We start from the raw sequence: 20,346 nt of genomic DNA, 5'->3' as shown, positions 1-20,346 counted from the left end.
TTTTTAGTTTATATAAAAAATTATTTAGACGGTTGTTGTAATTTTAAAGTATGAAATATTTTTTGAAAAACACCCACTTTCAGTTCAGGAAGCGGGTATTTTTCATTAACTAATATTAACAAGATTTTCAATAATTTGAGGGATGATCAGGGTTTTCTGTTCAAAGATTAAATGGATTTATTTGAATCATTCCAACTTTTCTATTTTCCAAATTCCTTTTAAGCTGTATTTCTTTTAAAAAAGTGGATTATACTTACAACGATACCTATCGGAAAGTAGAAGAAATCTAGTATTTATGACCCTATTTCGTGATAAATCTACCATGGCATCTATGTATTTTTATAACAAATAGTAGAAATGCCCTTCCTAATACGATTCCAAACCATAATATAAAGTATGACAAGGAGGTGAACAAAATGAGCGGAGGATATTTCGGTGGAAACAACAGTTTTATTTTGTTAGTAGTTCTTTTCGTTCTATTGATTATAGTTGGTAACAACTACCCAACTGGTGGTGGTAACGGCTATGGATACTAAGTAGTAAATTCATGAACAACTATTGTGACTTAACTTCTCACTAAGGAGGTGAGATAATGGGTTACGCGGGATTTGGAGGAAATAACAGCTTTATTTTGTTAGTAGTTCTCTTTGTTCTATTGATAATTGTTGGTAATAACTACCCAACTGGTGGAGATTATTACAACAGTTAAATGTTAAGAATAAACAACGATTAGCCATAACCGCCATATGTGCTCATCAACATTACTCCTCTTATCGAACGGATTAAAAGGAAGGGATGCACCCCCTTCCTTTTTGCTTTGTCAATTATTTGTATTGTAATATTAAACGACGGATGAAGTGTTATAGACTCCATGCCGGTATCTAACTTTATCAAATGAAGTTAGTTTCTTTGTTCAATACTGTTCTGCAAAGATATCATTTCCTTAGCAAACAGGTTAATCCGTTCTAATACTTCGCTTTCAATGATTTCATTTTCTTCACTAAAAGAATCGTTATGAATAAAAACGTTGCTAGATGGTATTAGTCCTTTTAAATAAGAAAGGATAGGCTTCAACTGGTACTCGGACACAAGAAAATGTTTTTCAATTTCGCCTGTAGTTACCATTCCAGTCACTTTACGATTGAAGGCATCTACGGGTAGATGATCAAGAAGATTTTTTAAAGCACCTGAGATTGATGCTTGATAAATTGGTGAACCTACCACTAAGAAATCTGCAGATAGAACTTTGTTTACAACGTTCATCGTGTCTTCATTATAGTAGGCTAACGGGCTACCATTAACAAATTCAACATCATAGTCCCTTAGGTCAATCAATTCTTTTTGTATATTAGCATCGAGATCCTCGATTGCCTTCAACACGTGATGGACAGCTACGTTTGTCTTCCAACCCGCCAATGATCCTGAAACTCCTACAACCTTCATAGTTTAACCCCTCCTCATTAAACATTCTTGCTGCAATAGTGATAAATTCAAACTTTAGCATTACCTTACTACTTTCTCTCTTTAGATATTCTCACCTAAAAGTTTAAAAATCAGTTAATTATTTACTGCAGATACATGATTGAATATGATCATCTACCATCCCGCTTGCTTGCATGAAAGCATAACAAATAGTTGGTCCAACAAATTTGAAACCTTTCTTTTTTAAATCTCTACTCATTTTTTCACTTATTTCGGTTGTGGCAGGTACATCACTTACTTGTTCCCAATTGTTATTAATTGGTTCCCCATCGACAAATGTCCATATATAGCTGGAAAAACTTCCGTATTCCGATGTTACATTGAAGTAGACATTCGCATTTGTTATAGTAGCCTGTATTTTCAATTTGTTTCTAATAATTCCTGGGTCGTTTAACAATTCCTCTATTTTCTTTTCATCGTATTTCGCAATCTTCTCCGGGTCAAAGTTATCAAATACCAATCGATAATGTTCTCTTTTTTTTAGCACTGTGTACCAGCTAAGTCCCGCTTGAGCACCTTCTAATATCAGAAGTTCGAATAGTTTTTGATCATTATATTCTGGAATACCCCACTCGTTATCATGATAATCAATATATAATGGATCATTATTAACCCAATCACAACGTTTCATTATAATCACCTCGTATGACATGATTATAACAAAAGGGAAGGGGACATGTTTCTTCAAAAGCTCAAGGAAGATTCTTTTTATCAAAAGGACACAAATCTTTTTGTTCCCCTTACGGTAAATAGTAACAAAAGGGTGAAAAAATTTGCATTATTTTCATACTTAATGAAAAGATAGTGTAAGGACATTATAATTACATTATGTTCAAATTAGAGGAGGTCATTACAAATGGATAATATTGAAGTTGGTGAAGTTTTTACTATTATTGATGAAAATGAAACGGAACAAACAGTTGAAGTTTTAGCAAAAGTTACAGTGGAAGGTTCAAGCTATGTGGCAGTTAGCTTTTTAGAGGATTTAAGTGAGGAAAATGAAGAAGGAATTGATATCTTCCCACTTAAGATCGACGATAATCGCGACCTATCAGCTATCGAGTCTGATGAGGAATTCAATAAAGTATCCGAAGCATTTGATGCAATCTTTGATGAGGCGGAAACAGATCAAGATTAATAGGCCTAGGTGGCAGTTAAACTAAGTAAGGAAGCGCTTCGGCTTTCCTTGCTTAGTTCTTCCCATCTCCAACCCAATTAGGTTGTATTTCAACAGCTCCATAACAGTCCAATTATGATAAAATTGAAGGTGAATTCAAAAATTGGACGGTGCCTACATATGAAGGAAAAAATAAAGCTTCAAGAGTCAGATTTATATAAACCCATTCAATCCCACTTTATACGAGAAGGCTATGAGGTCTACGGGGAAGTAAAAGACTGTGATATAGCAGTAGTGAAAGATGATGAGTTAATTATCATTGAATTAAAACTTAACTTAAGTGTCGAGCTTCTAATTCAAGCAACAAAGCGGCAACGATTATCGGATCATGTTTACATTGCCGTACCAAAACCGGCAAAATACAACCCACGTTCAAAACGTTGGAGGGATATCTGCCAACTAGTCAGAAGGTTAGAACTAGGTTTGATTCTCGTATCATTTTCAGGAAACCGAAAAAATATGGAAATTATCTTTGAACCAGCACCGTTCAACCGTCAGAAAAGTATGAGTCAAAACAAACGGAAGCGCCAAGAAATACTAAAAGAAATTGATGGTCGAAGTGCCGACTTCAATATTGGCGGCTCAAACCAAACCCAAATCATGACTGCATATAGAGAGAATTGTATTCAAATCGCATATTATCTTGAACGAGCCGGTGAGCTATCACCAAAAGCGCTAAAAGAAATGGGAACCGGCAAAAAAACGTCTTCCATTTTAACAAAAAACTACTATGGTTGGTTTTGTCGAGTTCAAAGGGGCATTTATGTTCTTAGTGAAAAAGGCAAAGAAGAAATGAAGGAATATCATGATCTTTTAGAATACTATAATAAAAATTAAAGGTTGTTGGTAAGACAGCGGTTTTTTTGATTGTTTTTTCAAAAATTCTATCCATCATCGACCCACAAAATACAAAAAGGTATGACAGAAGTTAGTACTGCCATACCTTTCTCTTTTCAAAAAATCACAATTGTTAAATTGTATTAATATCCATAAGATGTTCCAATAATGATTAGAAGGATAAACAATACTACGATTAACGCAAAACCTCCACCATAACCGTATCCTGCACTCATCAATTTAGCCTCCTTTCAACTGCTACATTACTAACCTATGAATAAATAGTTAAATTGGAAGGGCGAATATCCTGTTTTTTTGGTGATTTAATGATTCTTAGTTAATGTAGGTTAAAATGAAAGTCTCTAATAATTTCGGCTAAATAACCGGGTCCCATGTTTAACTTAAGATATGACGGGAAATTTAAAAATAACTAAATTAATAGGAGTTGGATATAATGAAAGAAACATACTATATTTCAATAGAAGCTGGTAGAATAGACAAAGAAAAAATAGGTGTGGATCACACATACTTTGAAGTTATTGTAGATGGAAAGGAATTATATGATTTGGAGTACCTTTTATACCAGGCTTCAGCGATGGACAAAGACGCAGCTAAATCAATGGTCGAAAAACCTCTTTCGGAGAAAAGTATTGATAATAAACGAGATTCCTTTCAAAAAACTTTAGAAGAGTTATACAGAAAGGTTTATGAACTGGGTACAGAGGAAACAAAATCGAATATAAGATCATTAGGAATTCTTAACGAAGAGACATGAGTTTTCACCCATGTCTCTTCGTTTTAGAAAATCATATGTTTACAATACTTACAATAAGACTGTATAAAAATGGAGATGATAATTATCTATCGAAAAGTAACTGATTTTATAACAGATTGGGCAAACGCATCAAAGGGGACAACTCAAGTTTTTGAATCTATGACGGATGAGACATTAGATCAAGTTATCGTAGAAGGACATAATTCACTTGGCTGGCTTGGTTGGCATCTGGCAACCGTTCCCGCTTTCTACGCTGAACTGGTTGGACTTAATCTAAAACCATCTTCAGAATCTAAAGAAGTACCGAAAGATGCTAGTACCATTCTCCATACGTATAAAAAAGTTTCCGAGGAACTTCTGCAGGAAGCAGAACAATATCTAACAGATAAACAAATGATTGAAGAAGTCGATTTTTTTGGGAGATTAACGCCTCGAGGTGTATTACTAAGACAACTAATTGATCACCAAACACATCACCGTGGTCAAATGACAGTTCTACTTCGACAAGCAGGGTTGACTGTTCCTGGAATCATGGGACCAACACAAGAAAACAATTGAATACAATAATTATTGTAGTTAAATAGCCCTTACTTAAATTTTAAGGGCTATTTTATTCTGAAAGAAAATTCAGTTCGTGGCATAGACAAATATCCGAACCGAGGAATCTACACTTAACTTCAGTTATAAGATATAAGAATTATAATTTAAAATTCCTCGTATGTGGCAGGATCTAGATTATTAAGTCTACCGTCAGCTTTAGTTAATCCTGAAATATGACCCATTTCCGCTTCATTTAAAGAAAAATCAAATATTGAAATGTTTTCAAGCTGTCTATCAGGAGAGGAAGATTTAGGAATAGATATGGCACCGAGTTGATAGTGCCACCGTAAGATAACTTGTGTAATAGACTTATTATGATTGTCGGCGATCTGTTTAATTATCTTATTTAGTAAAATGTCATTTGCCCGAGCTAATGGACTCCAGGATTGTGTTTTAATCGCATTTTTTTCATGCCAATCTCTTTGTTGGGCTTGATTAAAAAATGGATGTAATTCAATTTGGTTTATGCTCGGCTTTACGCCCGTTTCTTTTTCTAACCGCGCTAGATGCTCTGGTAAGAAATTGCAGACACCAATCGACCGAATAAGCCCTTGTTTTTTAGCATCAATTAATGCCTGCCAAGCTTCCACGTAGTGATCCTGTATAGGATTAGGCCAATGAATTAGATACAAATCATAATAATCTAAATTTGCCCGATACAATGATTCTTCAACGGTAGTAATAGCTTTTTCGTACGCTTGATATCGTCCTGGCAATTTCGATGTAATTCTTAACTCTTCTCTTGAAACAGAGCTCCGTTTAACGGCTTCCCCCACTGTTCCTTCATTTTCATAATTATAAGCAGAGTCAATTAGTCGATAGCCAATATCATCAATAGCATTCTGTATAGAATTGGCACCCTGATTACCATTAAGTTTATATGTACCTAACCCGATTACCGGTATTGTAATACCATCGTTAAGTGTTATTTCAGGTATGGAATTACCCATTTTAATCACTCCTTCAAATTATCTCAATATTACCATAATTCTGACGAAACTTCACAGTTTAAACTTTTAAAAACATAGTGGTGTAAATCTTTTACATAATTCACTTTACTATTTTCTATGTTTATCCCAGACCAGATAATAATACTTATTCCTAATGATCTACCTGAAAAATCGGTTTTTTATCTGTGTGACATTAATGTCAGTTTCAATTCCTACCTTATAACCATTGCCTATATATCAGCTTGAACGTTAAAACAGCGGGAAGCATTAGTTTCCCACTGTTTTAAATTTAAATTGTTTTTACTATAACCAACCTTTAATCATAAAAAGTGACCCATAGATCGATTGCGAAAGATATTCTTAAATTATCTCTCTTCGTTCTTCTTAACCAGTTTGTCTACTCTAGACTTGGGTGGTATCAATAGAAGAATGTACAGCTTTAAAACCTTGATGAATATCCATTTGAATGAGAAGATCCCTTTTATAAGACGGGAATATCCCTTTGTCATGTGCATAGTGAAAAGTTTTAGCATGTAAATGGACCATCTCATTTAGCTGTTTAAGTAGTGCTTCTCTGACAAGTGGTGTTGATGTTTCTGTAATAACTGAAGAAGCATCTTTTACTATATGTTTTGCAGCAAGTAAGAGCTCAAGTGCGTAAAAACGATCATCTTTCATTTTTCTTTTCCACCTTTCTATCCTATGGAAGGATTGGCCTGTAGTTAAGCATGTTAGCAGTTTCAATAATGTGCTTTTCCATTACTTGAATTGCTTCGAAATACAGTTGTCTTAGCTCAGGATCTCGCACCTCGCATACAAAATCTTTTAGTCTGGTAAGGGCTACTGCTTTGAATGCTATAAGTTCATCTAATCCTATGGCCTCATGGGGCGCCAATGTTCCAGTTGGCGATATGAACTGTAGTTGCTGGTAGTGATTGGACATCCTATTCACTCCTTTAATTTTCACTTAACAAAATAGCCTATGCTCTCTATCGGCTATTGGTTCTTTTAACTTATCGTTATTTATTTAAACATAGAGCCAATCATTAATGTTTATTTCATGGGACAGAGGGACAGGCACCTTGTCCCTTGACAAATTTTGAATATAGAGTTATTATATCGTCAACCGATATATATCGCCAGTCGATATATCATTAGACATTATATTATATTATCTACGCATTGGAGGAATTTAAGTTGAAGAAAAAAAGTGCAGAAAGCTTTCTCCCTTTGACTCATACAACCTATTACATTTTGCTATCGTTGATTGAGCCCTTACATGGGTATGGAATTATGCAAAAAGTACAGGAGATGAGTGAAGGAACTGTTAGGATAGGCCCTGGGACATTGTATGGTGCGTTAAGTAAATTAGAAAAGCAATTCATTATTGTTAAGTTAGATGAAAATACTGGAGATCGAAAAAAAAGCTACCAATTAACTGAATTTGGTCGTGAATTAGTTAAACTGGAATACATTCGTTTAGAAGAACTAGTTCATATGAGTAAGGATTATATAAAGAAGTTAGGAGGTACTGAAAGTGGTTAAAAAAAGATTTAAACACTTTTGGGCATGGTAGGATGATGAAGAACAATGGTTGCGCCAAATGGGACAACAAGGTTGGGGATTAAGACCTATACTTGGGATTAATAGTGGTAATTTATTGTGTACACCTATTTAAGACTAAAAAAAAATAAACTTAATAAATTAGTTATTTAATGTGTCCTTCTTGGTTTTGGGACCCTATTCCTTATTGATTTTACTCATATTATTCGATGATTAATAGAATTATCGTTAGTTTCCTGTAAAAACCATCATTCTCAATGAAACTTCCTACTTTACTGTGAATTAAACTCCAAAACATATATAATTATTATTGACAAGATATTCTTAAAAAGGGACGTGCTTCTATGGAAAATTATAATGCTATATTGGATGATCTACTTAAAGAAGAGACTGATTTCCAGTTTTCAGAGTTTACTAACATTACGGCATATCAAATTGGTTCAAGAATCATAGAAAAGGCACTAAAGGAAAATAAATCTATCGTTGTTAATATTCAAAGAGATGGAGAACCGTTGTTTTACACCAAAATGAATGGAACAACCACCAACAACGATGAATGGGTAACTCGAAAAAATAATGTTTTATCCCATTTCAAGCACAGTTCCTACTATATGCATGTCTATCTTAAATCTATTAATTCCAATGTAGAATCACATTCTCTAGATCCAAAAGATTATGCTGCTGAAGGTGGAGCTTTCCCTCTAATTATCAAGGATACTGGAATTATAGGTACTATTACTGTATCGGGCCTAACTGGGGAAGAAGATCATAGGATGATTACAAGTGTCCTAAGCGAATACCTAAATGTAAATTAGTATGGACATGGGACACGGGATATGGGATTTTTCTTCTAGAAAGTAGGGACAAGAAGCCTCTCCTTGTCCCTTTTTGGTATTTAAAGTAGTAAACATCTTTAATATGGAAATAATGGGGTTGAGGTGATACTTTTGTTAGAGTATTTTTTTAATCCCCTACTTTTATTTGTTGTTGGATTTATCGTTATAAGAATATCTGGAAAGAAAGCAGTAGCGGAAATGACACCATTAGATTTGTTATTTGTCGGTCTAATTTCAAATTTACTAAGTGAACCGTTAATCCAAGATAAACCATTGAAATCTTCATACTATGGGGTACTCATAACTGCTTTTTATTTAGGAATGTCCTACTTATCCCTAAATAAGAAGATTCACCGATTTATCATTCCTGGCCCGACAGTTTTGATTCGAAATGGCGATATCGATGAAAAAGGACTTCAAAAGATGAAGATGACAACGGAAACCTTGTTAGGTGATTTAAGAACAAAAGGGTACACAAACCCTAAAGATATTGATTTTGCAGCTCTTGAATCAAATGGGAAGTTAAGTGTCATACCAAAATCTTCAAAGCGACCGCTTGAAGCCACTGATATTAACCTAACACCGCGCCCAGAATTCATACCAATCCCATTAGTTATGGATGGGAAAATAATAAAGGAAAATTTGGATTTTTTAAAAAAAGATATCAATTGGTTAGTCCAACAACTGAATAGTTACGGCAAGGAAAAATCAGATATACCAGAGCTAACACTGGCATATCTCAATCAATCTGGGTTTGTAGAAATAGATGAGCACAATTTCCCTTCACAAAACCCCTCTAATTATATGCCAGATTGATTAGTCTTTTATCCAGCATTCTTGCATTCTGACGTCCTTCAATTACCTAAGGATTCATAAAAAAATACCAAGTATCATCATATGGATAACTATCCACGGACAAATGCTTGGCAAAGAGTTTGGAAGCTGGGACAAAGGGAATGGGACATGGTGCCTGTCCCTCTGTCCCCACTATTTGGTGATCTGTTCGACGATTTCTTCTACTTCGTTTCGGGAAATTTTTTCTCTACCATTCTTTAACGCCTTAAGTGTTTTATTTGCAAGTGCTAAGGGAATTTTACAAAACAATTTGATGCTTCGGTTATTTATATCCTTCATGTATTCATCTGCCAAGCTTAAATTTGCTGTAGCATAATCAAACATATCATCGCGATTCCAATTATCTGGCATGAAACTTACACCACGTTCGTGGTCTTCTTGTTGATTACGCAATATATTTACTGACTGTAGTCCCCTTCCAAAAGCGATGGCAAGGTCCCTATCTGTCTCCGTATTATCATACCATTTCCATATATCTGAAAGCATGACACCGACTAGTCCAGCTACATAATAAGTGTAATCGTCCAATTCTTCCTTGCTTCTAATACACCAATCTTTTTTTACCCATTCAGCCATTCCATCTGCCATTATACCTGTTGACTCTTTTACTTTCTCAACTATCCCCTCAGGACAAAGAGTAATCCAATCGCCAAGTCGTAATGTAACTTCTGGTAAAATAGATTCATATTGTTGAAGCAGCTCTCGATATTTAACATCATCAAACTTACTCTTCAAAAGTGCACTAATATCTTGCAATAAGCTTTGTTTCGTTTCATTTTCGATCATTTCATGGTCTTCAATTTCATCAATCGCCCGCATACATAAATACGCAGAAGCTACTGTTTTCTTCAAAGTGGGTTCCAAGAGATTAATTGGTATGTAAAATGTTCTACTTGTATCCTTTAGTACGAGCATTGCCTCTTTATACAACTTCTTTGATTCATTCAACTTTTTTCCTCCTTTAAAATCATGAGGTGAATTAGGTAATTATCCGTTTATATAATTCAGTCCAATTTATTAGTACAAACTTTATTTTTTAAAATTACTACTATTGTATCATAACCTCTTCTTTAGAAAACAGAATAGAAACAAATACTAGTATGTTGAAAGACGAAAGTTTGAATTCTTTCTTAAAAAAATGAGTTTAATAAAATTAGTTAATTAATTAACAAACGATAATCAAGCTATATGATGATTTAAAAATAGTAAAACCATTATAGCTATGAAAAGGAGCTAAGCACGATAACATGCTCAGCTCCTTTTCTTTCTGTTTAAAAATCACTGGGACAAGGTGCCTGTCCCTCTGTCCCGGTTACCTTACCTAATCGGTCTGTTTGTTGCAATTCTTTTAATGTTGTTGCACCAATTCCAAACATAGCCATTTGTAATTCTAGTTCTCTTGTTTGCATCATTTCAAGCAATTGATCGGCTGATTGCGTTGCAGCTTGCAATACGGATCTTCCAAAACCAACCATGTCCGCTCCTAGTGCAATCGCTTTTGCTCCGTCCAAGCCCGTATGCATTCCACCACTTGCAATAAGTGGCTGTTGTTCGTTTTGCTTTCGAACAGATGCAATACAATCAATCGTTGGAATGCCCCATTCACTAAATGCTTCGGCTGCTAGCTTTTTGACCGGTTCATTGGAACGATATTTTTCGACCTGACTCCAGGACGTGCCGCCTGCACCTGCCACGTCAACAAATGACACACCAACATCGTACAGTTTTTTAGCAACAGCTCCGTCAATTCCCCAACCAACTTCTTTGACTCCGATCGGAACACTTAGCTTACTACATAGCTTATCGATTTTAGTTAACAAGTCTTTGAAGTTCGTATCTCCACCTTGCTGTATTACTTCTTGAATACTATTAAGGTGAAGCACTAGTGCATCGGCTTCAGTTATTTCAATTATTTGCTCACACTTGTCCAGATTGAAACCGTAATTAAGCTGAACCGCTCCAAGATTTGCGATAATAGGAATAGTTGGTGCGTATTTTCTAACTTGGAATGAAGACCTATATTTCTTATTCTCGATTAAAGCCCGAGTCGAACCGAGTCCAATCGCCCATCCTCTATCCTCTGCTGTAATTGCAATATTGCGATTGATTGTTTCTGCAAGCTCAGCACCACCTGTCATTGAACTGATTAGAAACGGAGTTTTTTGGATTTTCCCCAAAAATTCCTGTGAAATATCAATCTCTTCAAAGTCAATTTCTGGTAGTGCATTATGAATAAATCGTACTGACTCAAACCCCGTTGATATGTTATTTCCTGTTACTTTTTTATTCAATGTAATATCAATATGCTGGGCTTTACGCTTATCAATAGAATCAACCATAAGAAAAACTCCTTAAGCCACCATTTATAAGGGGCATTACTATTTATATTTTCGTTATTTTTGAATCATAACTTCTTTACCGAGATACCCTCTTTTGAAACCTTTAACTCCAGTGGCAAAATTTTTTCTACCTGCCACGCATGTCGTAAATACTCTTCTTGTTCGGCTCCTTGAACAAAGGCGATTCCACAATCACCACCACCTGCTCCAGATGTTTTTCCACTACCAAAATTTTCAGCAATCTCTGCTAATTTAGTTAGCATTGGTGTCTCAATTATCGAATTGGCTTGCCTACTTAGCTTTGTTAATGCATTTCTGTTTTGCTTCATACTCAAAATAGCACCTACCACATCCTCATGTTTAAAACTTTCTACTAGGTTTGCTACAGCACTAGAACTTTCCTTCAAAAAATTCTGATAGATTGTTGGTTGGTTTTCTCGTAATGCTTGAACCTTTGTAATCATCGGTGCAGTAGATGCTTCAGACCCTGTCCAACCGACACACAAACGTAGGTCTGTAGGAGGGATAATAGCTTCGATCATAAGATTCGGCCAATCCTCTTTAATGAGGTTTTCAATTGTCTTTCCGTCTTCTAGTTCTTCGATTAACCAGTCGGCTTGGAAAGCAGTGTAACAAATCCAGCCACCAAAAGTAGATGCTGCAATGTCAGCACCAGAACCATTCCCTTGTGTTTTAACATGAGCGATTGCGGAAAGCTTAAAGATGAGTTCATGAGAGATTTGGAACGATTCACTTTTATAAAAGTTTAACATAGATGTTACTACACTGACGACAACTGCTGCACTGGAGCCTAACCCGTACTTGCTTCCTGACTGATCATCCAGTTCACTAGTTATCTCGAGATGAAGTGGTTGTAGCTTGATTTCCTTTCCCTGTAAATACTGCTCAACCACTGAAATCGTATGCTGAATAAAACGTAAGCGCGAATCAGAAACATTGTAGGTTACGTTTTCCCCAGAGCCTGTCCATGTCACTAAACTCAAGTTTAGCTGTGGAAGAGAAAGCAAATTGTCATTACTTTCTTTAATCGTAGCTGTCATGTATCGGTCGACAGCCACAACAATAGCCAATTGACCAGGATCAAGTACAGCATATTCCCCAGCAATAAATAATTTTCCAGGAACACGAACCTGATACTCGTTGGGCAATGCTTTTCACCCCTGTCTAATAAATATAAATAAAATTAATTACTGTCACATCCGGCAGCATGAAACTTTTTAAATAATAATCTGTTGCTATTATCAACCGCAGAAACAGGTAAATAAGTAACACCTGGACCTGAATGACAAAGATAAACATCTTGTACTGCTTTGACATTTAGCAGCGCTTGACGAACAGCTGCTTCATCCTTTTGTTGACAGATTACTTTCACATTAGGACCAGCATCAATTGTAAAATATGCTGGAATACCCGCTTCCCTTAGTTCCTGCACATGCTCCATCACTTCTATTGTTCCACTTTGCCAATACATAAATGGTGGGTTTGCTCCTAAAGTCGTCGCATGCATTTTTAATGCATTTGCTTCTACAACATTCCCTAGCAAGTCAAAATCACGTTGTTGGATTGCTTGTTTAGCAAGATTCAAATCTTTTTCAACTGTATCTAACCAACCAGGATAAAAAGGAGATGTCTCAACAGTACGTTTCATTCCTTCTCTACTTAACACTTTCTTCTGTTTCGAACCAACAAGAACAGATAGGATGCTTAAATCCCATTCCTGGCCATCCATAACTGGCTTAGCATAGGAATCACTTCCATCGGTTTTTTCACCCATTTCCCATTCAACATAACCGCCATAGATTGACCTGCAGGCAGATCCTGAACCCTGACGAGCAATTCTTGATAATTCTTTTTTATCTAGATCAAGACCAATTGATTTTGTCGCTGCTGCAGCCAACGCTGCATAACCAGAAGCAGAAGAAGCAAACCCAGCTGCTGTTGGAACTTCGTTATTTGAATTTACAATCGCATAAATTTTTTCGCCTTTAAGCTCTCTAATTCGATCAAGAAATTTTGAAATTTTAGTAGTTTCAGCATCATCAGCCAGATTGCCATTCAATATAAACAAATCCTGATTCAAGCAGGAGCAAAATTGAACCGCGGTAGTCGTATAAAATTGATCCAGGGTGATGGATAGACTACTATTCATTGGTAAAAAAAGCGATTCATCACGTTTTCCCCAATATTTTATTAGTGCAATGTTTGTATGGGCTTTGGCAATTGCCTCCATGTCATTCACTCCAATCGACCATAATCTTTGTTATCAATTCTTTTCAAGGGTGAAAAACCAAGTTTGATGGGCTCCCGCATCCTTTAATCCATTGGCGAGAAGAGCTGCATCAGCCCCATTTTTAGCAAGAGCCAGGACACAGCCTCCTCTTCCACCACCAGTTAATTTGGCACCAAGAGCACCTAATTTTCGGGCTGTTTCCACAAGTTGATTAATTCCCTGATCACTAACACCTAAACTGTCTAACTCCATTTGGGCACTATTCAATGACTCCCCAAGCAATTCTGAATCACCAGACGAAAGTGCCTGTCCAGCCTTGAGCGTAATCTCCCCAAGCCTATTTATTGATGTTTGCGTTACCTGTGGTTGTGATTTGAATTTTGCTTTAATGGACGCAACCGCAGCGTGGGTATCGCCGATCCTCCCGGTGTCTGCAACAACGAGGTGAAAGGCGCCACCAAGCTCCAACGGTTTTGTTCCTTTATCTTTTTCAAACCAGAGTGGCTGGTCACTAATTGCCGCCTCCATGTCAATGCCACTAGGATTACCGTGTGCATAGGTTTCTGCCAGATGCACCAAGTCCATTAACTCCTGCTTGGAGACCTGCCTTAGAAAATAGTTGAACAAGCTTTTCACCAGTGCAATCGCAATCGCAGCACTAGACCCTAGTCCCCGTCCTAGTGGAATAGTAGAGTCTAGCTTAATACGCAGGCCTGTTGCTGGCTGATTCAAGTGTTTTAACGTCTCTTCAATACAGGCAACGATCCCTTGTAGCTTCTCTGGTACATTATTTAATGGTCCAACATAATAGCTGGAATCAAGTGAAATTCCATCAGGTGCTTTTTCTACAATTGCCTTGACCTCAACTAATGGAAAAGACAAAGCAATGGCTGGTTGATGATAAACAACAGAGTGCTCACCTACTAATATTAATTTTCCTGTTGAGTGACCTACGGCTTTTTCCCCTCGAAGTTTAATCATTTGGATTCCTCTTTCCCTTTGACTTTTCTTTATTTATAAATTGCGCTTCAGCCAACGAGGTGAGAAATAATCCAAGGTGCCGAATATAGAACCATGAATTGGACCCCGTAGTTAATCCCCCAACGGTGAAGAGTACCTGCCACCAAACCGATTAGCATTACTCCACCAATATTTATCCATCCAGCATCCATAAATGCCAATAATAACACTAGTCCAAAGAATAAACCTAGCATTGCTTCATGTGGAATACGTTTAAAAATGAATGCACAAATCTGTTGAGAATACTTTACAATAGCAAAATAAGTAATCAATAAGGCTACAACGGAACCAATCAAAGTTGCCCAAACAAAATCTGAAGTCGATAAAATATGATGCATATTATGCTCAGGTGTAAAAACTGGTGGCGCATTAAATAACGCATGAGCAGGACCGATTGCCATTGGTGATAGCGGAAGGCCTAGTGCGATCAAAGGAATTAAAGTTCCTGATATATAGGCGGCATTTGTTAATCCATCCATCGATGAAATCGCACGTGATGCTTTTTTTACAGGATCTTTGATTCGACTAGAGAATAACTCCCCTAAAAATATTGTTATTCCGACTGGACTCATAATGAAAGTAAATGATCCAATCAATGAAGTTAATGAAGTAGTTCCTAGTTCTTTTTTCGTTAGGATCTTAAAAGGATTAGGTATTCCTTTATAGCGATTCTTTTTACTAAACGTAATATTTTTCTTGCGGTATCGAGGTAAAGAAATTCTTTTGTCTTTGTTTAACAATTCAAATAACGTTAAAATAACTGGACCAATCGTAATTCCTAAGAAAAAGGATATGAAAACATTTGTCCCCTCAGGAACGACCCCTATTCCCCAGTATAAATGTCGTAACCCTTGAATCAATAGTGCAAAGGGAAGGATAGAGGCAAGAGCAAGTAATTTATTCTTGGTCATGAGTGCTAATAAAATTGCACCAATGAAAAATAGTGGGTTGGCATAGTCTTTAATCAAATCCGCAAAAGGAATTAATGCGTTCGCTAACACTAAACTAACGGGAACCGCAACCATCGTACCAATTACAGAACCAGAAGCCATTTTCCGAATGCTTATATCAGCCATCCCATGTTTTTTTAAGACCATTGCATGCTCAACCATAGGAGTTGCCATCACTCCACCCGGGATTCCTGCTACTGCAACAGGAACAGAGTCGGTTATTTTTTTGGCAACAATGGAAGAAATGAAAAATGCTAAAATAACAATTGGTTCAACTCCAGTTAATACCAATACCAAGGTAACAGGAGTCAAGACAGCAGTTTCATCTGTGCCTGGTGCAATCCCTATTACAGTATATATTACTGCACCTAGTAAAGCAGCGGTGATCATTTCAATAATTAATACAACATCCATCTAGTTTCCCTCACTCTCTTCCTCTTGAATAATTCGTTTAGGTTTCACAACGAAGCTACAGATTGCAAACCCAATCAAAGCCCCTACTAAACCATAAAATAACGGTTTCGGGGGTTCGTTTGGAGCAATAAAATAGGCTGCTAATGTCGTAAAACTACACACAAGCAAAGAGATAACTAAATCTTTTATACTAACAAGGTCTTCCCAAACCTCAATATTATCAGCGGATTGATTGATTTCCTCCGAATTGTTTAATTTCCCCATAAAACTAACAGCTCCTTCCGTATAAGGTTGTACTAATCACTTTATCGTATGTAACATCCCAATTATAAAGATATTGATAATGATTATCAATCAAGTTGCGTAACTTCCCTGTCTCATGGCCAATTAAGTGGTACATTAAAGCTAGTTGACATACTTGGAGAAAAAGTAAAACTAGCTGCATCAGCAGCTAGTTTGTTTAAGGTGCTATTGATGTTTCTTTTTGGTTAGCTTTAACTTTTCATCCGCCTGTGTGGGGGGTTCCATCCAACCATTTTTCATATGAACAAATGAACGAACATCGATTTACCTGCGGTATGCTTAACAAACCATTTACTAAAGTTATTGGATAAGATCTGCTAGCTTCTTGTTTCTTTCTTCTCTTTCTTCCTCTGAAGCTAGATCATATTTTTTCAGTAAGTGAAAGACATCATTCAATATAACCTGTGTCAATTCTCTCTTTAAAAAGTGATTCAGTCCATCCTTCAGATTATTAGGTAAATATTCCTCTTGAGCTTGAAGCTTCACTTGAACATCCTCAAGTGAGTGATCAATCGTACATTCTCCCATTTTTCATCACCTTCCTTTAAACTCAACTCCGTAATCCTCTTCCAATTCTCTGTAAAGGTCCTTTAATTTAGGCTTCTTAGCCACAATATTTCTAACAAGATACGCTAAATTGAGGACTTCACTATTTTGTTGATCCTTTGGTAATCGATTTTCAGATTGAAAAATGTCCAGTAGAGTGCTATCTAACAGTTGTAAAATAGAATGCTGTGTCTTAACAGCTTGTAACAGCAGTTCTTCTTTTTCATTACTTGGGTTCGACATTATTCAAGTCTCCTTTAACCATTGGTATGTCTAACTTAGGAGGTATTCAAACGAACTCTGGTGTCGTTAGATATTTTCCGCTTCTTTTCCTTTTAAGAGCATGTTACAGTTTCTAGCTAATAATCCGGCATTTTCTGCAATGATCAAAGACCCGTTATCTCCAGATAGATAAACTACTTCTTTATCTTGAACATTAAAATCCAAGTATGATGCTATAATTTGATCATCTGTGGAAGTTGAACTCAGTCTGAACTTACTAATCATTTCAGGCTTATATGGTGCAATTTCAATGTTTTTATTATTTTCTTGTGATCTTCTTATATTTCGAAGAGCCCTTCTAGCTTTACTCCGTTTATTCCTATCCCTTTTTAAACCATCTAATTCCAAAAGGACTATTTTACTAATAATTATTTTCTCTTTTTTTAGATATTCGAATGGATTATAGTCCATTAAGACGTTAGTGTCAAAAGCAAAATAATAGCCTTTTTCTAAGAATTCCCTATAAGTTTTTTTCTGTTCAGGCTGTCCTTTTTCCTTAGAATTAATTTGATGAGTTTGTTCAGCTGTCTCAACTTCATCTTCCATTTGCGTTTTTTTAAAAGTTTTCTGTATATTAAGACTAGGAATAACTTGTGTTTCTTCGTCCTTCAAAAATATTCCCTTTGAATCAAGTACTAACTCAAATCTTCTTCCATCAACGGCTATAACTGTGACATGATTTTCTTTAGAAGAAGAGACCATGTAGTTTAATGATGTGTTAAATCGGAGCTGTATGTATCGATTAATATATATCTCTCTGCCTCTTGTATATAAATGAAAATCAAATATAAGAGGTCTCTCTGGAAATGTTACTTCGTTTCCTCTTTTAGTTATGAATAAATTGTAGCTAGGAAGTTCCAAAAGGATAGCTAACGTTACCCCTTGTGAAGTGTAGGCCCTAAAATAATCATCGGTTTCTTTTTCTACAGTCGCTTCTAGATTGAGATGGAAATTAAGGTAATCCTGGATATAGTTAATTAGGATATCTTCCTTAAAGGAGTTAAACAACTTCTTTTCATTTGATTTCACACAATCACCTTTTCTTTTGTATATAAGGAAGTTATTGATTTGAATATTCATTGTTATAAATTTACCCTTAACTCTTAGTATACAACTCTATTAAATATTATCAATTAATCTGTCAAATGGTACAATAGTCGAGGGTGATAATAATGATACAAATCATTGGAACTACTGATATTCATTTTAATAGCGATTATACATTCCTTTCTGATATCAAATACCATTTAACACGAGGCTTCGAAAAATATGAGATTATTTCTCATCACACTGAAAACAAAGAGAATCAAATGAAAATTAAATTCACTCTAAACATGGCTGAGAAATATCACTGTAAATCCCTGCTTGATTATAACAGTTATGCATACGATGAATTTAAAAAAAGATTACCCTCTAAAGTTAAAGCTACATATATCCAAACAATTGATATTAGACCTGTGGCATAATAGTTTATTAACTCATTCTCTTAGCAGTTAATGTAACGAAGCAATCGATTACATCATAATTAAAACAAATACTCAGTTACTAATTAAAATCTGATGAGGAACTATATGGACTGCTCAGCAGATTCTATAAAGTATTACCAACGCATGTCTGTTAGAAAATATAAAGTACTCGGCCACTATATTTAAATATCCTTTAACAATGAATTCTTATATAATGATCTAAGAGGAAAAAATGAAAGGAGGGTTTGTCATGAAACAGAATCTACTTACTTGCTTACTATTACTGTTTGTTTCTTACTCAGCAGTAATAAGCCCATCACAGGAAATAGGTCAATATGATTCAACGAACGAATCAATTATTTCTACAATGGATACAATCTCGGAATTTGAAGCTGTAACTGAGTCGGGCTTGAAATTACCGCACAAGTGGCAAACCAAAACCCTTTTTCCTTCCACTATCTTTACATTTTTCCTAAAAGATGAATCTCCTGTTTTTAGGATTATTCACCAAGAGATCCCGTCAACAACCTTTCTTGGTTTTATTAGTGTCGAGCAAAATCAGGCAAACTATCTCACCTCTAACATGTAATCTCCATTTAGCAGCGTGAAAATAAGCTTTTTCTAATTTAATAAATTACAATACATTTTCTCTCCTACAGGATTGAAGCATGTTAATTATGTGATTTTATAATAGATCAGCTGATTTTCGATGATAAAATCCCCACTAAAAAGGAGCTCTTATATGAAAAACAGAGATTATTTAAAAGAAACCCTCGAATTTTATTCTGTAACACTAATTATTTACGGACTATTTTTTGGCGGAATAATTTTAAGCGGAGCATTATCAGGACATCAATGGGCCGGACTATTACCAGATTTATCATGGGATATGATCAACACTTGGAATGATATAAGCAACGCTACTAAATAAATTATTAAGGATAGCTACAAAATTCAACAATAAAGTAAGGCGCTGTGAGGTAGACAGACAAATGTCTTCTTACAGTGCCTGACCCATTTTTGCATAAGGAAATTACCACTGCATCAAATTTGTCAAGATTAATTGATACTTTTCACTAATTTGTCAAAGGTTTGTTTCTTAATTGTGAAGTGTTGAACATATGTATTTTTTATACTTTTTAAACATGTTATTATACAAATATAGAAAGACAACAAACAAGATTTCTTGAAACATTATATGTGAATTGTTGAACAAATAAAATTAAAAAATGGGAGTGGATCAACATGTTTGAATTATTAAGAAGAAATACTATTGTAGCTGGAGTGTTAGCAATTATTCGTATCTATCTTGGCTATGCTTGGATCACAGGTGGTTGGGNGAAAATTACTGGTGGAGAATTTGATGCAACAGGATTCTTACACGGCGCAATTGGAAAAGCAACTGGTGAGCATCCTGCCGTTCAAGGCTGGTGGGCAGCATTCTTAGAAACAGTAGCACTTCCAAATGCAGGACTATTTACCTTCCTTGTTATGTGGGGAGAATTACTCGTTGGTATCGCACTAGTTTTAGGTCTATTCACTAATTTTGCAGCCTTAATGGGAATCACCATGAACTTTGCTTTCTTGTTCAGTGGAACAATTAGCACCAACGGACAAATGATTTTACTTACAGTATTCTTACTAGCAGCCGGAGCAAATGCAGGCAAGTTCGGAATGGACAGATACGCAATGCCTTACCT

General features: G+C 35.8%; 29 protein-coding genes. 13 read left to right on the top strand and 16 right to left on the bottom strand.

The window, feature by feature from the left end; genetic code table 11:
* Positions 1–416: 416 nt before the first annotated feature.
* Positions 417–536, top strand: coding sequence for a YjcZ family sporulation protein (locus GH741_RS17570; protein WP_153738071.1), 120 nt, complete (start codon positions 417–419; stop codon positions 534–536).
* A 56-nt stretch (positions 537–592) separates the two neighbouring features.
* On the top strand, positions 593–709 hold the full coding sequence (locus tag GH741_RS17565) for a YjcZ family sporulation protein (RefSeq protein ID WP_153738070.1): 117 nt from the start codon (positions 593–595) through the stop codon (positions 707–709).
* Between the two features lie 191 nt (positions 710–900).
* On the opposite strand, the gene GH741_RS17560 is transcribed toward GH741_RS17565, so the two are convergent.
* Together GH741_RS17560 and GH741_RS17555 are read right to left on the bottom strand one after the other, a co-directional pair.
* Positions 901–1,443 (bottom strand): NADPH-dependent FMN reductase, encoded by a 543-nt coding sequence (locus GH741_RS17560; protein ID WP_153738069.1) that lies wholly within the window; start codon positions 1,441–1,443, stop codon positions 901–903.
* Between the two features lie 118 nt (positions 1,444–1,561).
* Positions 1,562–2,113: a DNA-3-methyladenine glycosylase I gene (locus tag GH741_RS17555; RefSeq protein WP_153738068.1), complete on the bottom strand. Its 552-nt coding sequence runs from the start codon at positions 2,111–2,113 to the stop codon at positions 1,562–1,564.
* 225 nt (positions 2,114–2,338) lie between these two features.
* Here GH741_RS17555 and GH741_RS17550 point away from each other — a divergent pair, with 225 nt between their 5' ends.
* Both GH741_RS17550 and GH741_RS17545 read left to right on the top strand, forming a co-directional pair.
* Positions 2,339–2,620: a DUF1292 domain-containing protein gene (locus GH741_RS17550; RefSeq protein ID WP_153738067.1), complete on the top strand. Its 282-nt coding sequence runs from the start codon at positions 2,339–2,341 to the stop codon at positions 2,618–2,620.
* 159 nt (positions 2,621–2,779) lie between these two features.
* Entirely contained in the window at positions 2,780–3,496 is a 717-nt protein-coding gene (locus tag GH741_RS17545) for a DUF2161 domain-containing phosphodiesterase (protein WP_153738066.1), read from the top strand.
* A 143-nt stretch (positions 3,497–3,639) separates the two neighbouring features.
* On the opposite strand, the gene GH741_RS17540 is transcribed toward GH741_RS17545, so the two are convergent.
* Entirely contained in the window at positions 3,640–3,732 is a 93-nt protein-coding gene (locus tag GH741_RS17540; protein WP_153738065.1) for a YjcZ family sporulation protein, read from the bottom strand.
* A 218-nt stretch (positions 3,733–3,950) separates the two neighbouring features.
* On the opposite strand from GH741_RS17540, the gene GH741_RS17535 reads away from it, so the two are divergent.
* Complete coding sequence (locus GH741_RS17535) at positions 3,951–4,271, top strand: hypothetical protein (RefSeq protein WP_153738064.1); 321 nt, start codon at positions 3,951–3,953, stop codon at positions 4,269–4,271.
* Positions 4,272–4,355: 84 nt separating this feature from the next.
* A complete protein-coding gene (locus tag GH741_RS17530) occupies positions 4,356–4,829 on the top strand; it encodes a DinB family protein (protein ID WP_338079552.1) in 474 nt (157 codons plus the stop codon).
* A gap of 146 nt (positions 4,830–4,975) precedes the next feature.
* Here the strand turns inward: GH741_RS17530 and GH741_RS17525 are convergent, their stop codons facing one another.
* From GH741_RS17525 to GH741_RS17515, 3 genes are all read right to left on the bottom strand, one after another.
* On the bottom strand, positions 4,976–5,821 hold the full coding sequence (locus GH741_RS17525) for an aldo/keto reductase (RefSeq protein WP_153738063.1): 846 nt from the start codon (positions 5,819–5,821) through the stop codon (positions 4,976–4,978).
* 402 nt (positions 5,822–6,223) lie between these two features.
* Entirely contained in the window at positions 6,224–6,499 is a 276-nt protein-coding gene (locus GH741_RS17520) for a spore coat protein (RefSeq protein ID WP_153738062.1), read from the bottom strand.
* A gap of 22 nt (positions 6,500–6,521) precedes the next feature.
* On the bottom strand, positions 6,522–6,764 hold the full coding sequence (locus tag GH741_RS17515; protein WP_153738061.1) for a coat protein F: 243 nt from the start codon (positions 6,762–6,764) through the stop codon (positions 6,522–6,524).
* 254 nt (positions 6,765–7,018) lie between these two features.
* Here GH741_RS17515 and GH741_RS17510 point away from each other — a divergent pair, with 254 nt between their 5' ends.
* The 3 genes from GH741_RS17510 (at position 7,019) to GH741_RS17500 (ending at position 9,036) form a co-directional block, all read left to right on the top strand.
* On the top strand, positions 7,019–7,366 hold the full coding sequence (locus GH741_RS17510; RefSeq protein ID WP_153738060.1) for a PadR family transcriptional regulator: 348 nt from the start codon (positions 7,019–7,021) through the stop codon (positions 7,364–7,366).
* Positions 7,367–7,728: 362 nt separating this feature from the next.
* On the top strand, positions 7,729–8,199 hold the full coding sequence (locus GH741_RS17505) for a heme-degrading domain-containing protein (RefSeq protein WP_153738059.1): 471 nt from the start codon (positions 7,729–7,731) through the stop codon (positions 8,197–8,199).
* Positions 8,200–8,331: 132 nt separating this feature from the next.
* A complete protein-coding gene (locus GH741_RS17500; protein WP_153738058.1) occupies positions 8,332–9,036 on the top strand; it encodes a DUF421 domain-containing protein in 705 nt (234 codons plus the stop codon).
* A gap of 171 nt (positions 9,037–9,207) precedes the next feature.
* Here the strand turns inward: GH741_RS17500 and GH741_RS17495 are convergent, their stop codons facing one another.
* From GH741_RS17495 to GH741_RS22325, 10 genes are all read right to left on the bottom strand, one after another.
* A complete protein-coding gene (locus tag GH741_RS17495; RefSeq protein WP_153738057.1) occupies positions 9,208–10,023 on the bottom strand; it encodes a squalene/phytoene synthase family protein in 816 nt (271 codons plus the stop codon).
* A 323-nt stretch (positions 10,024–10,346) separates the two neighbouring features.
* Positions 10,347–11,414 (bottom strand): type 2 isopentenyl-diphosphate Delta-isomerase, encoded by a 1,068-nt coding sequence (gene fni, locus GH741_RS17490; protein ID WP_153738056.1) that lies wholly within the window; start codon positions 11,412–11,414, stop codon positions 10,347–10,349.
* A 65-nt stretch (positions 11,415–11,479) separates the two neighbouring features.
* A complete protein-coding gene (locus tag GH741_RS17485; RefSeq protein ID WP_153738055.1) occupies positions 11,480–12,583 on the bottom strand; it encodes a phosphomevalonate kinase in 1,104 nt (367 codons plus the stop codon).
* Positions 12,584–12,618: 35 nt separating this feature from the next.
* A complete protein-coding gene (gene mvaD, locus GH741_RS17480; protein WP_153738054.1) occupies positions 12,619–13,665 on the bottom strand; it encodes a diphosphomevalonate decarboxylase in 1,047 nt (348 codons plus the stop codon).
* Between the two features lie 33 nt (positions 13,666–13,698).
* Positions 13,699–14,646: a mevalonate kinase gene (gene mvk, locus GH741_RS17475; protein WP_153738053.1), complete on the bottom strand. Its 948-nt coding sequence runs from the start codon at positions 14,644–14,646 to the stop codon at positions 13,699–13,701.
* A gap of 47 nt (positions 14,647–14,693) precedes the next feature.
* Entirely contained in the window at positions 14,694–16,049 is a 1,356-nt protein-coding gene (locus tag GH741_RS17470; protein ID WP_153738052.1) for a tripartite tricarboxylate transporter permease, read from the bottom strand.
* Positions 16,050–16,313 (bottom strand): hypothetical protein, encoded by a 264-nt coding sequence (locus GH741_RS17465; protein ID WP_153738051.1) that lies wholly within the window; start codon positions 16,311–16,313, stop codon positions 16,050–16,052. It lies immediately after the preceding gene.
* Between the two features lie 339 nt (positions 16,314–16,652).
* The gene (locus GH741_RS17460) at positions 16,653–16,880 is read right to left on the bottom strand and encodes a group-specific protein (RefSeq protein ID WP_153738050.1); all 228 of its coding nucleotides are present in this window, start codon (positions 16,878–16,880) and stop codon (positions 16,653–16,655) included.
* A 6-nt stretch (positions 16,881–16,886) separates the two neighbouring features.
* The gene (locus GH741_RS17455; RefSeq protein ID WP_153738049.1) at positions 16,887–17,141 is read right to left on the bottom strand and encodes a hypothetical protein; all 255 of its coding nucleotides are present in this window, start codon (positions 17,139–17,141) and stop codon (positions 16,887–16,889) included.
* Positions 17,142–17,207: 66 nt separating this feature from the next.
* On the bottom strand, positions 17,208–18,209 hold the full coding sequence (locus GH741_RS22325) for a PIN domain-containing protein (RefSeq protein ID WP_170287660.1): 1,002 nt from the start codon (positions 18,207–18,209) through the stop codon (positions 17,208–17,210).
* 143 nt (positions 18,210–18,352) lie between these two features.
* Between GH741_RS22325 and GH741_RS17445 the strand changes: the two genes are divergently transcribed.
* The 4 genes from GH741_RS17445 to GH741_RS17430 all read left to right on the top strand — a co-directional run.
* Positions 18,353–18,646 carry a hypothetical protein gene (locus GH741_RS17445; protein ID WP_153738047.1) on the top strand — a complete coding sequence of 98 codons (294 nt, stop codon included), beginning with the start codon at positions 18,353–18,355 and terminating at the stop codon, positions 18,644–18,646.
* A gap of 250 nt (positions 18,647–18,896) precedes the next feature.
* Positions 18,897–19,235, top strand: a complete 339-nt coding sequence (locus GH741_RS17440; protein WP_153738046.1) for a hypothetical protein — start codon at positions 18,897–18,899, stop codon at positions 19,233–19,235.
* Positions 19,236–19,388: 153 nt separating this feature from the next.
* Complete coding sequence (locus GH741_RS17435) at positions 19,389–19,577, top strand: hypothetical protein (RefSeq protein ID WP_153738045.1); 189 nt, start codon at positions 19,389–19,391, stop codon at positions 19,575–19,577.
* 314 nt (positions 19,578–19,891) lie between these two features.
* A partial coding sequence (locus GH741_RS17430; RefSeq protein ID WP_153738044.1) for a DoxX family protein occupies positions 19,892–20,346 on the top strand: 455 nt, incomplete at its 3' end.

It is taken from the genome of Aquibacillus halophilus (assembly GCF_009649745.1).
In the GTDB taxonomy this organism is placed as follows: domain Bacteria; phylum Bacillota; class Bacilli; order Bacillales; family Amphibacillaceae; genus Aquibacillus; species Aquibacillus halophilus.
The sequence above is the reverse complement of the archived record's forward strand: the minus strand, read 5'-3'. Positions and strand labels throughout refer to the sequence as shown.

What these genes read in the sequence shown, in the direction of transcription:
- GH741_RS17570 (WP_153738071.1), top strand. Translation starts at nt 417, where the DNA reads ATGAGCGGAGGATATTTCGGTGGAAACAACAGTTTTATTTTGTTAGTA.
- GH741_RS17565 (WP_153738070.1), top strand. Translation starts at nt 593, where the DNA reads ATGGGTTACGCGGGATTTGGAGGAAATAACAGCTTTATTTTGTTAGTA.
- GH741_RS17560 (WP_153738069.1), bottom strand. Translation starts at nt 1,443, where the DNA reads ATGAAGGTTGTAGGAGTTTCAGGATCATTGGCGGGTTGGAAGACAAAC.
- GH741_RS17555 (WP_153738068.1), bottom strand. Translation starts at nt 2,113, where the DNA reads ATGAAACGTTGTGATTGGGTTAATAATGATCCATTATATATTGATTAT.
- GH741_RS17550 (WP_153738067.1), top strand. Translation starts at nt 2,339, where the DNA reads ATGGATAATATTGAAGTTGGTGAAGTTTTTACTATTATTGATGAAAAT.
- GH741_RS17545 (WP_153738066.1), top strand. Translation starts at nt 2,780, where the DNA reads ATGAAGGAAAAAATAAAGCTTCAAGAGTCAGATTTATATAAACCCATT.
- GH741_RS17540 (WP_153738065.1), bottom strand. Translation starts at nt 3,732, where the DNA reads ATGAGTGCAGGATACGGTTATGGTGGAGGTTTTGCGTTAATCGTAGTA.
- GH741_RS17535 (WP_153738064.1), top strand. Translation starts at nt 3,951, where the DNA reads ATGAAAGAAACATACTATATTTCAATAGAAGCTGGTAGAATAGACAAA.
- GH741_RS17525 (WP_153738063.1), bottom strand. Translation starts at nt 5,821, where the DNA reads ATGGGTAATTCCATACCTGAAATAACACTTAACGATGGTATTACAATA.
- GH741_RS17520 (WP_153738062.1), bottom strand. Translation starts at nt 6,499, where the DNA reads ATGAAAGATGATCGTTTTTACGCACTTGAGCTCTTACTTGCTGCAAAA.
- GH741_RS17515 (WP_153738061.1), bottom strand. Translation starts at nt 6,764, where the DNA reads ATGTCCAATCACTACCAGCAACTACAGTTCATATCGCCAACTGGAACA.
- GH741_RS17505 (WP_153738059.1), top strand. Translation starts at nt 7,729, where the DNA reads ATGGAAAATTATAATGCTATATTGGATGATCTACTTAAAGAAGAGACT.
- fni (WP_153738056.1), bottom strand. Translation starts at nt 11,414, where the DNA reads ATGGTTGATTCTATTGATAAGCGTAAAGCCCAGCATATTGATATTACA.
- mvaD (WP_153738054.1), bottom strand. Translation starts at nt 13,665, where the DNA reads ATGGAGGCAATTGCCAAAGCCCATACAAACATTGCACTAATAAAATAT.
- mvk (WP_153738053.1), bottom strand. Translation starts at nt 14,646, where the DNA reads ATGATTAAACTTCGAGGGGAAAAAGCCGTAGGTCACTCAACAGGAAAA.
- GH741_RS17470 (WP_153738052.1), bottom strand. Translation starts at nt 16,049, where the DNA reads ATGGATGTTGTATTAATTATTGAAATGATCACCGCTGCTTTACTAGGT.
- GH741_RS17465 (WP_153738051.1), bottom strand. Translation starts at nt 16,313, where the DNA reads ATGGGGAAATTAAACAATTCGGAGGAAATCAATCAATCCGCTGATAAT.
- GH741_RS17460 (WP_153738050.1), bottom strand. Translation starts at nt 16,880, where the DNA reads ATGGGAGAATGTACGATTGATCACTCACTTGAGGATGTTCAAGTGAAG.
- GH741_RS17455 (WP_153738049.1), bottom strand. Translation starts at nt 17,141, where the DNA reads ATGTCGAACCCAAGTAATGAAAAAGAAGAACTGCTGTTACAAGCTGTT.
- GH741_RS17445 (WP_153738047.1), top strand. Translation starts at nt 18,353, where the DNA reads ATGATACAAATCATTGGAACTACTGATATTCATTTTAATAGCGATTAT.
- GH741_RS17440 (WP_153738046.1), top strand. Translation starts at nt 18,897, where the DNA reads ATGAAACAGAATCTACTTACTTGCTTACTATTACTGTTTGTTTCTTAC.
- GH741_RS17435 (WP_153738045.1), top strand. Translation starts at nt 19,389, where the DNA reads ATGAAAAACAGAGATTATTTAAAAGAAACCCTCGAATTTTATTCTGTA.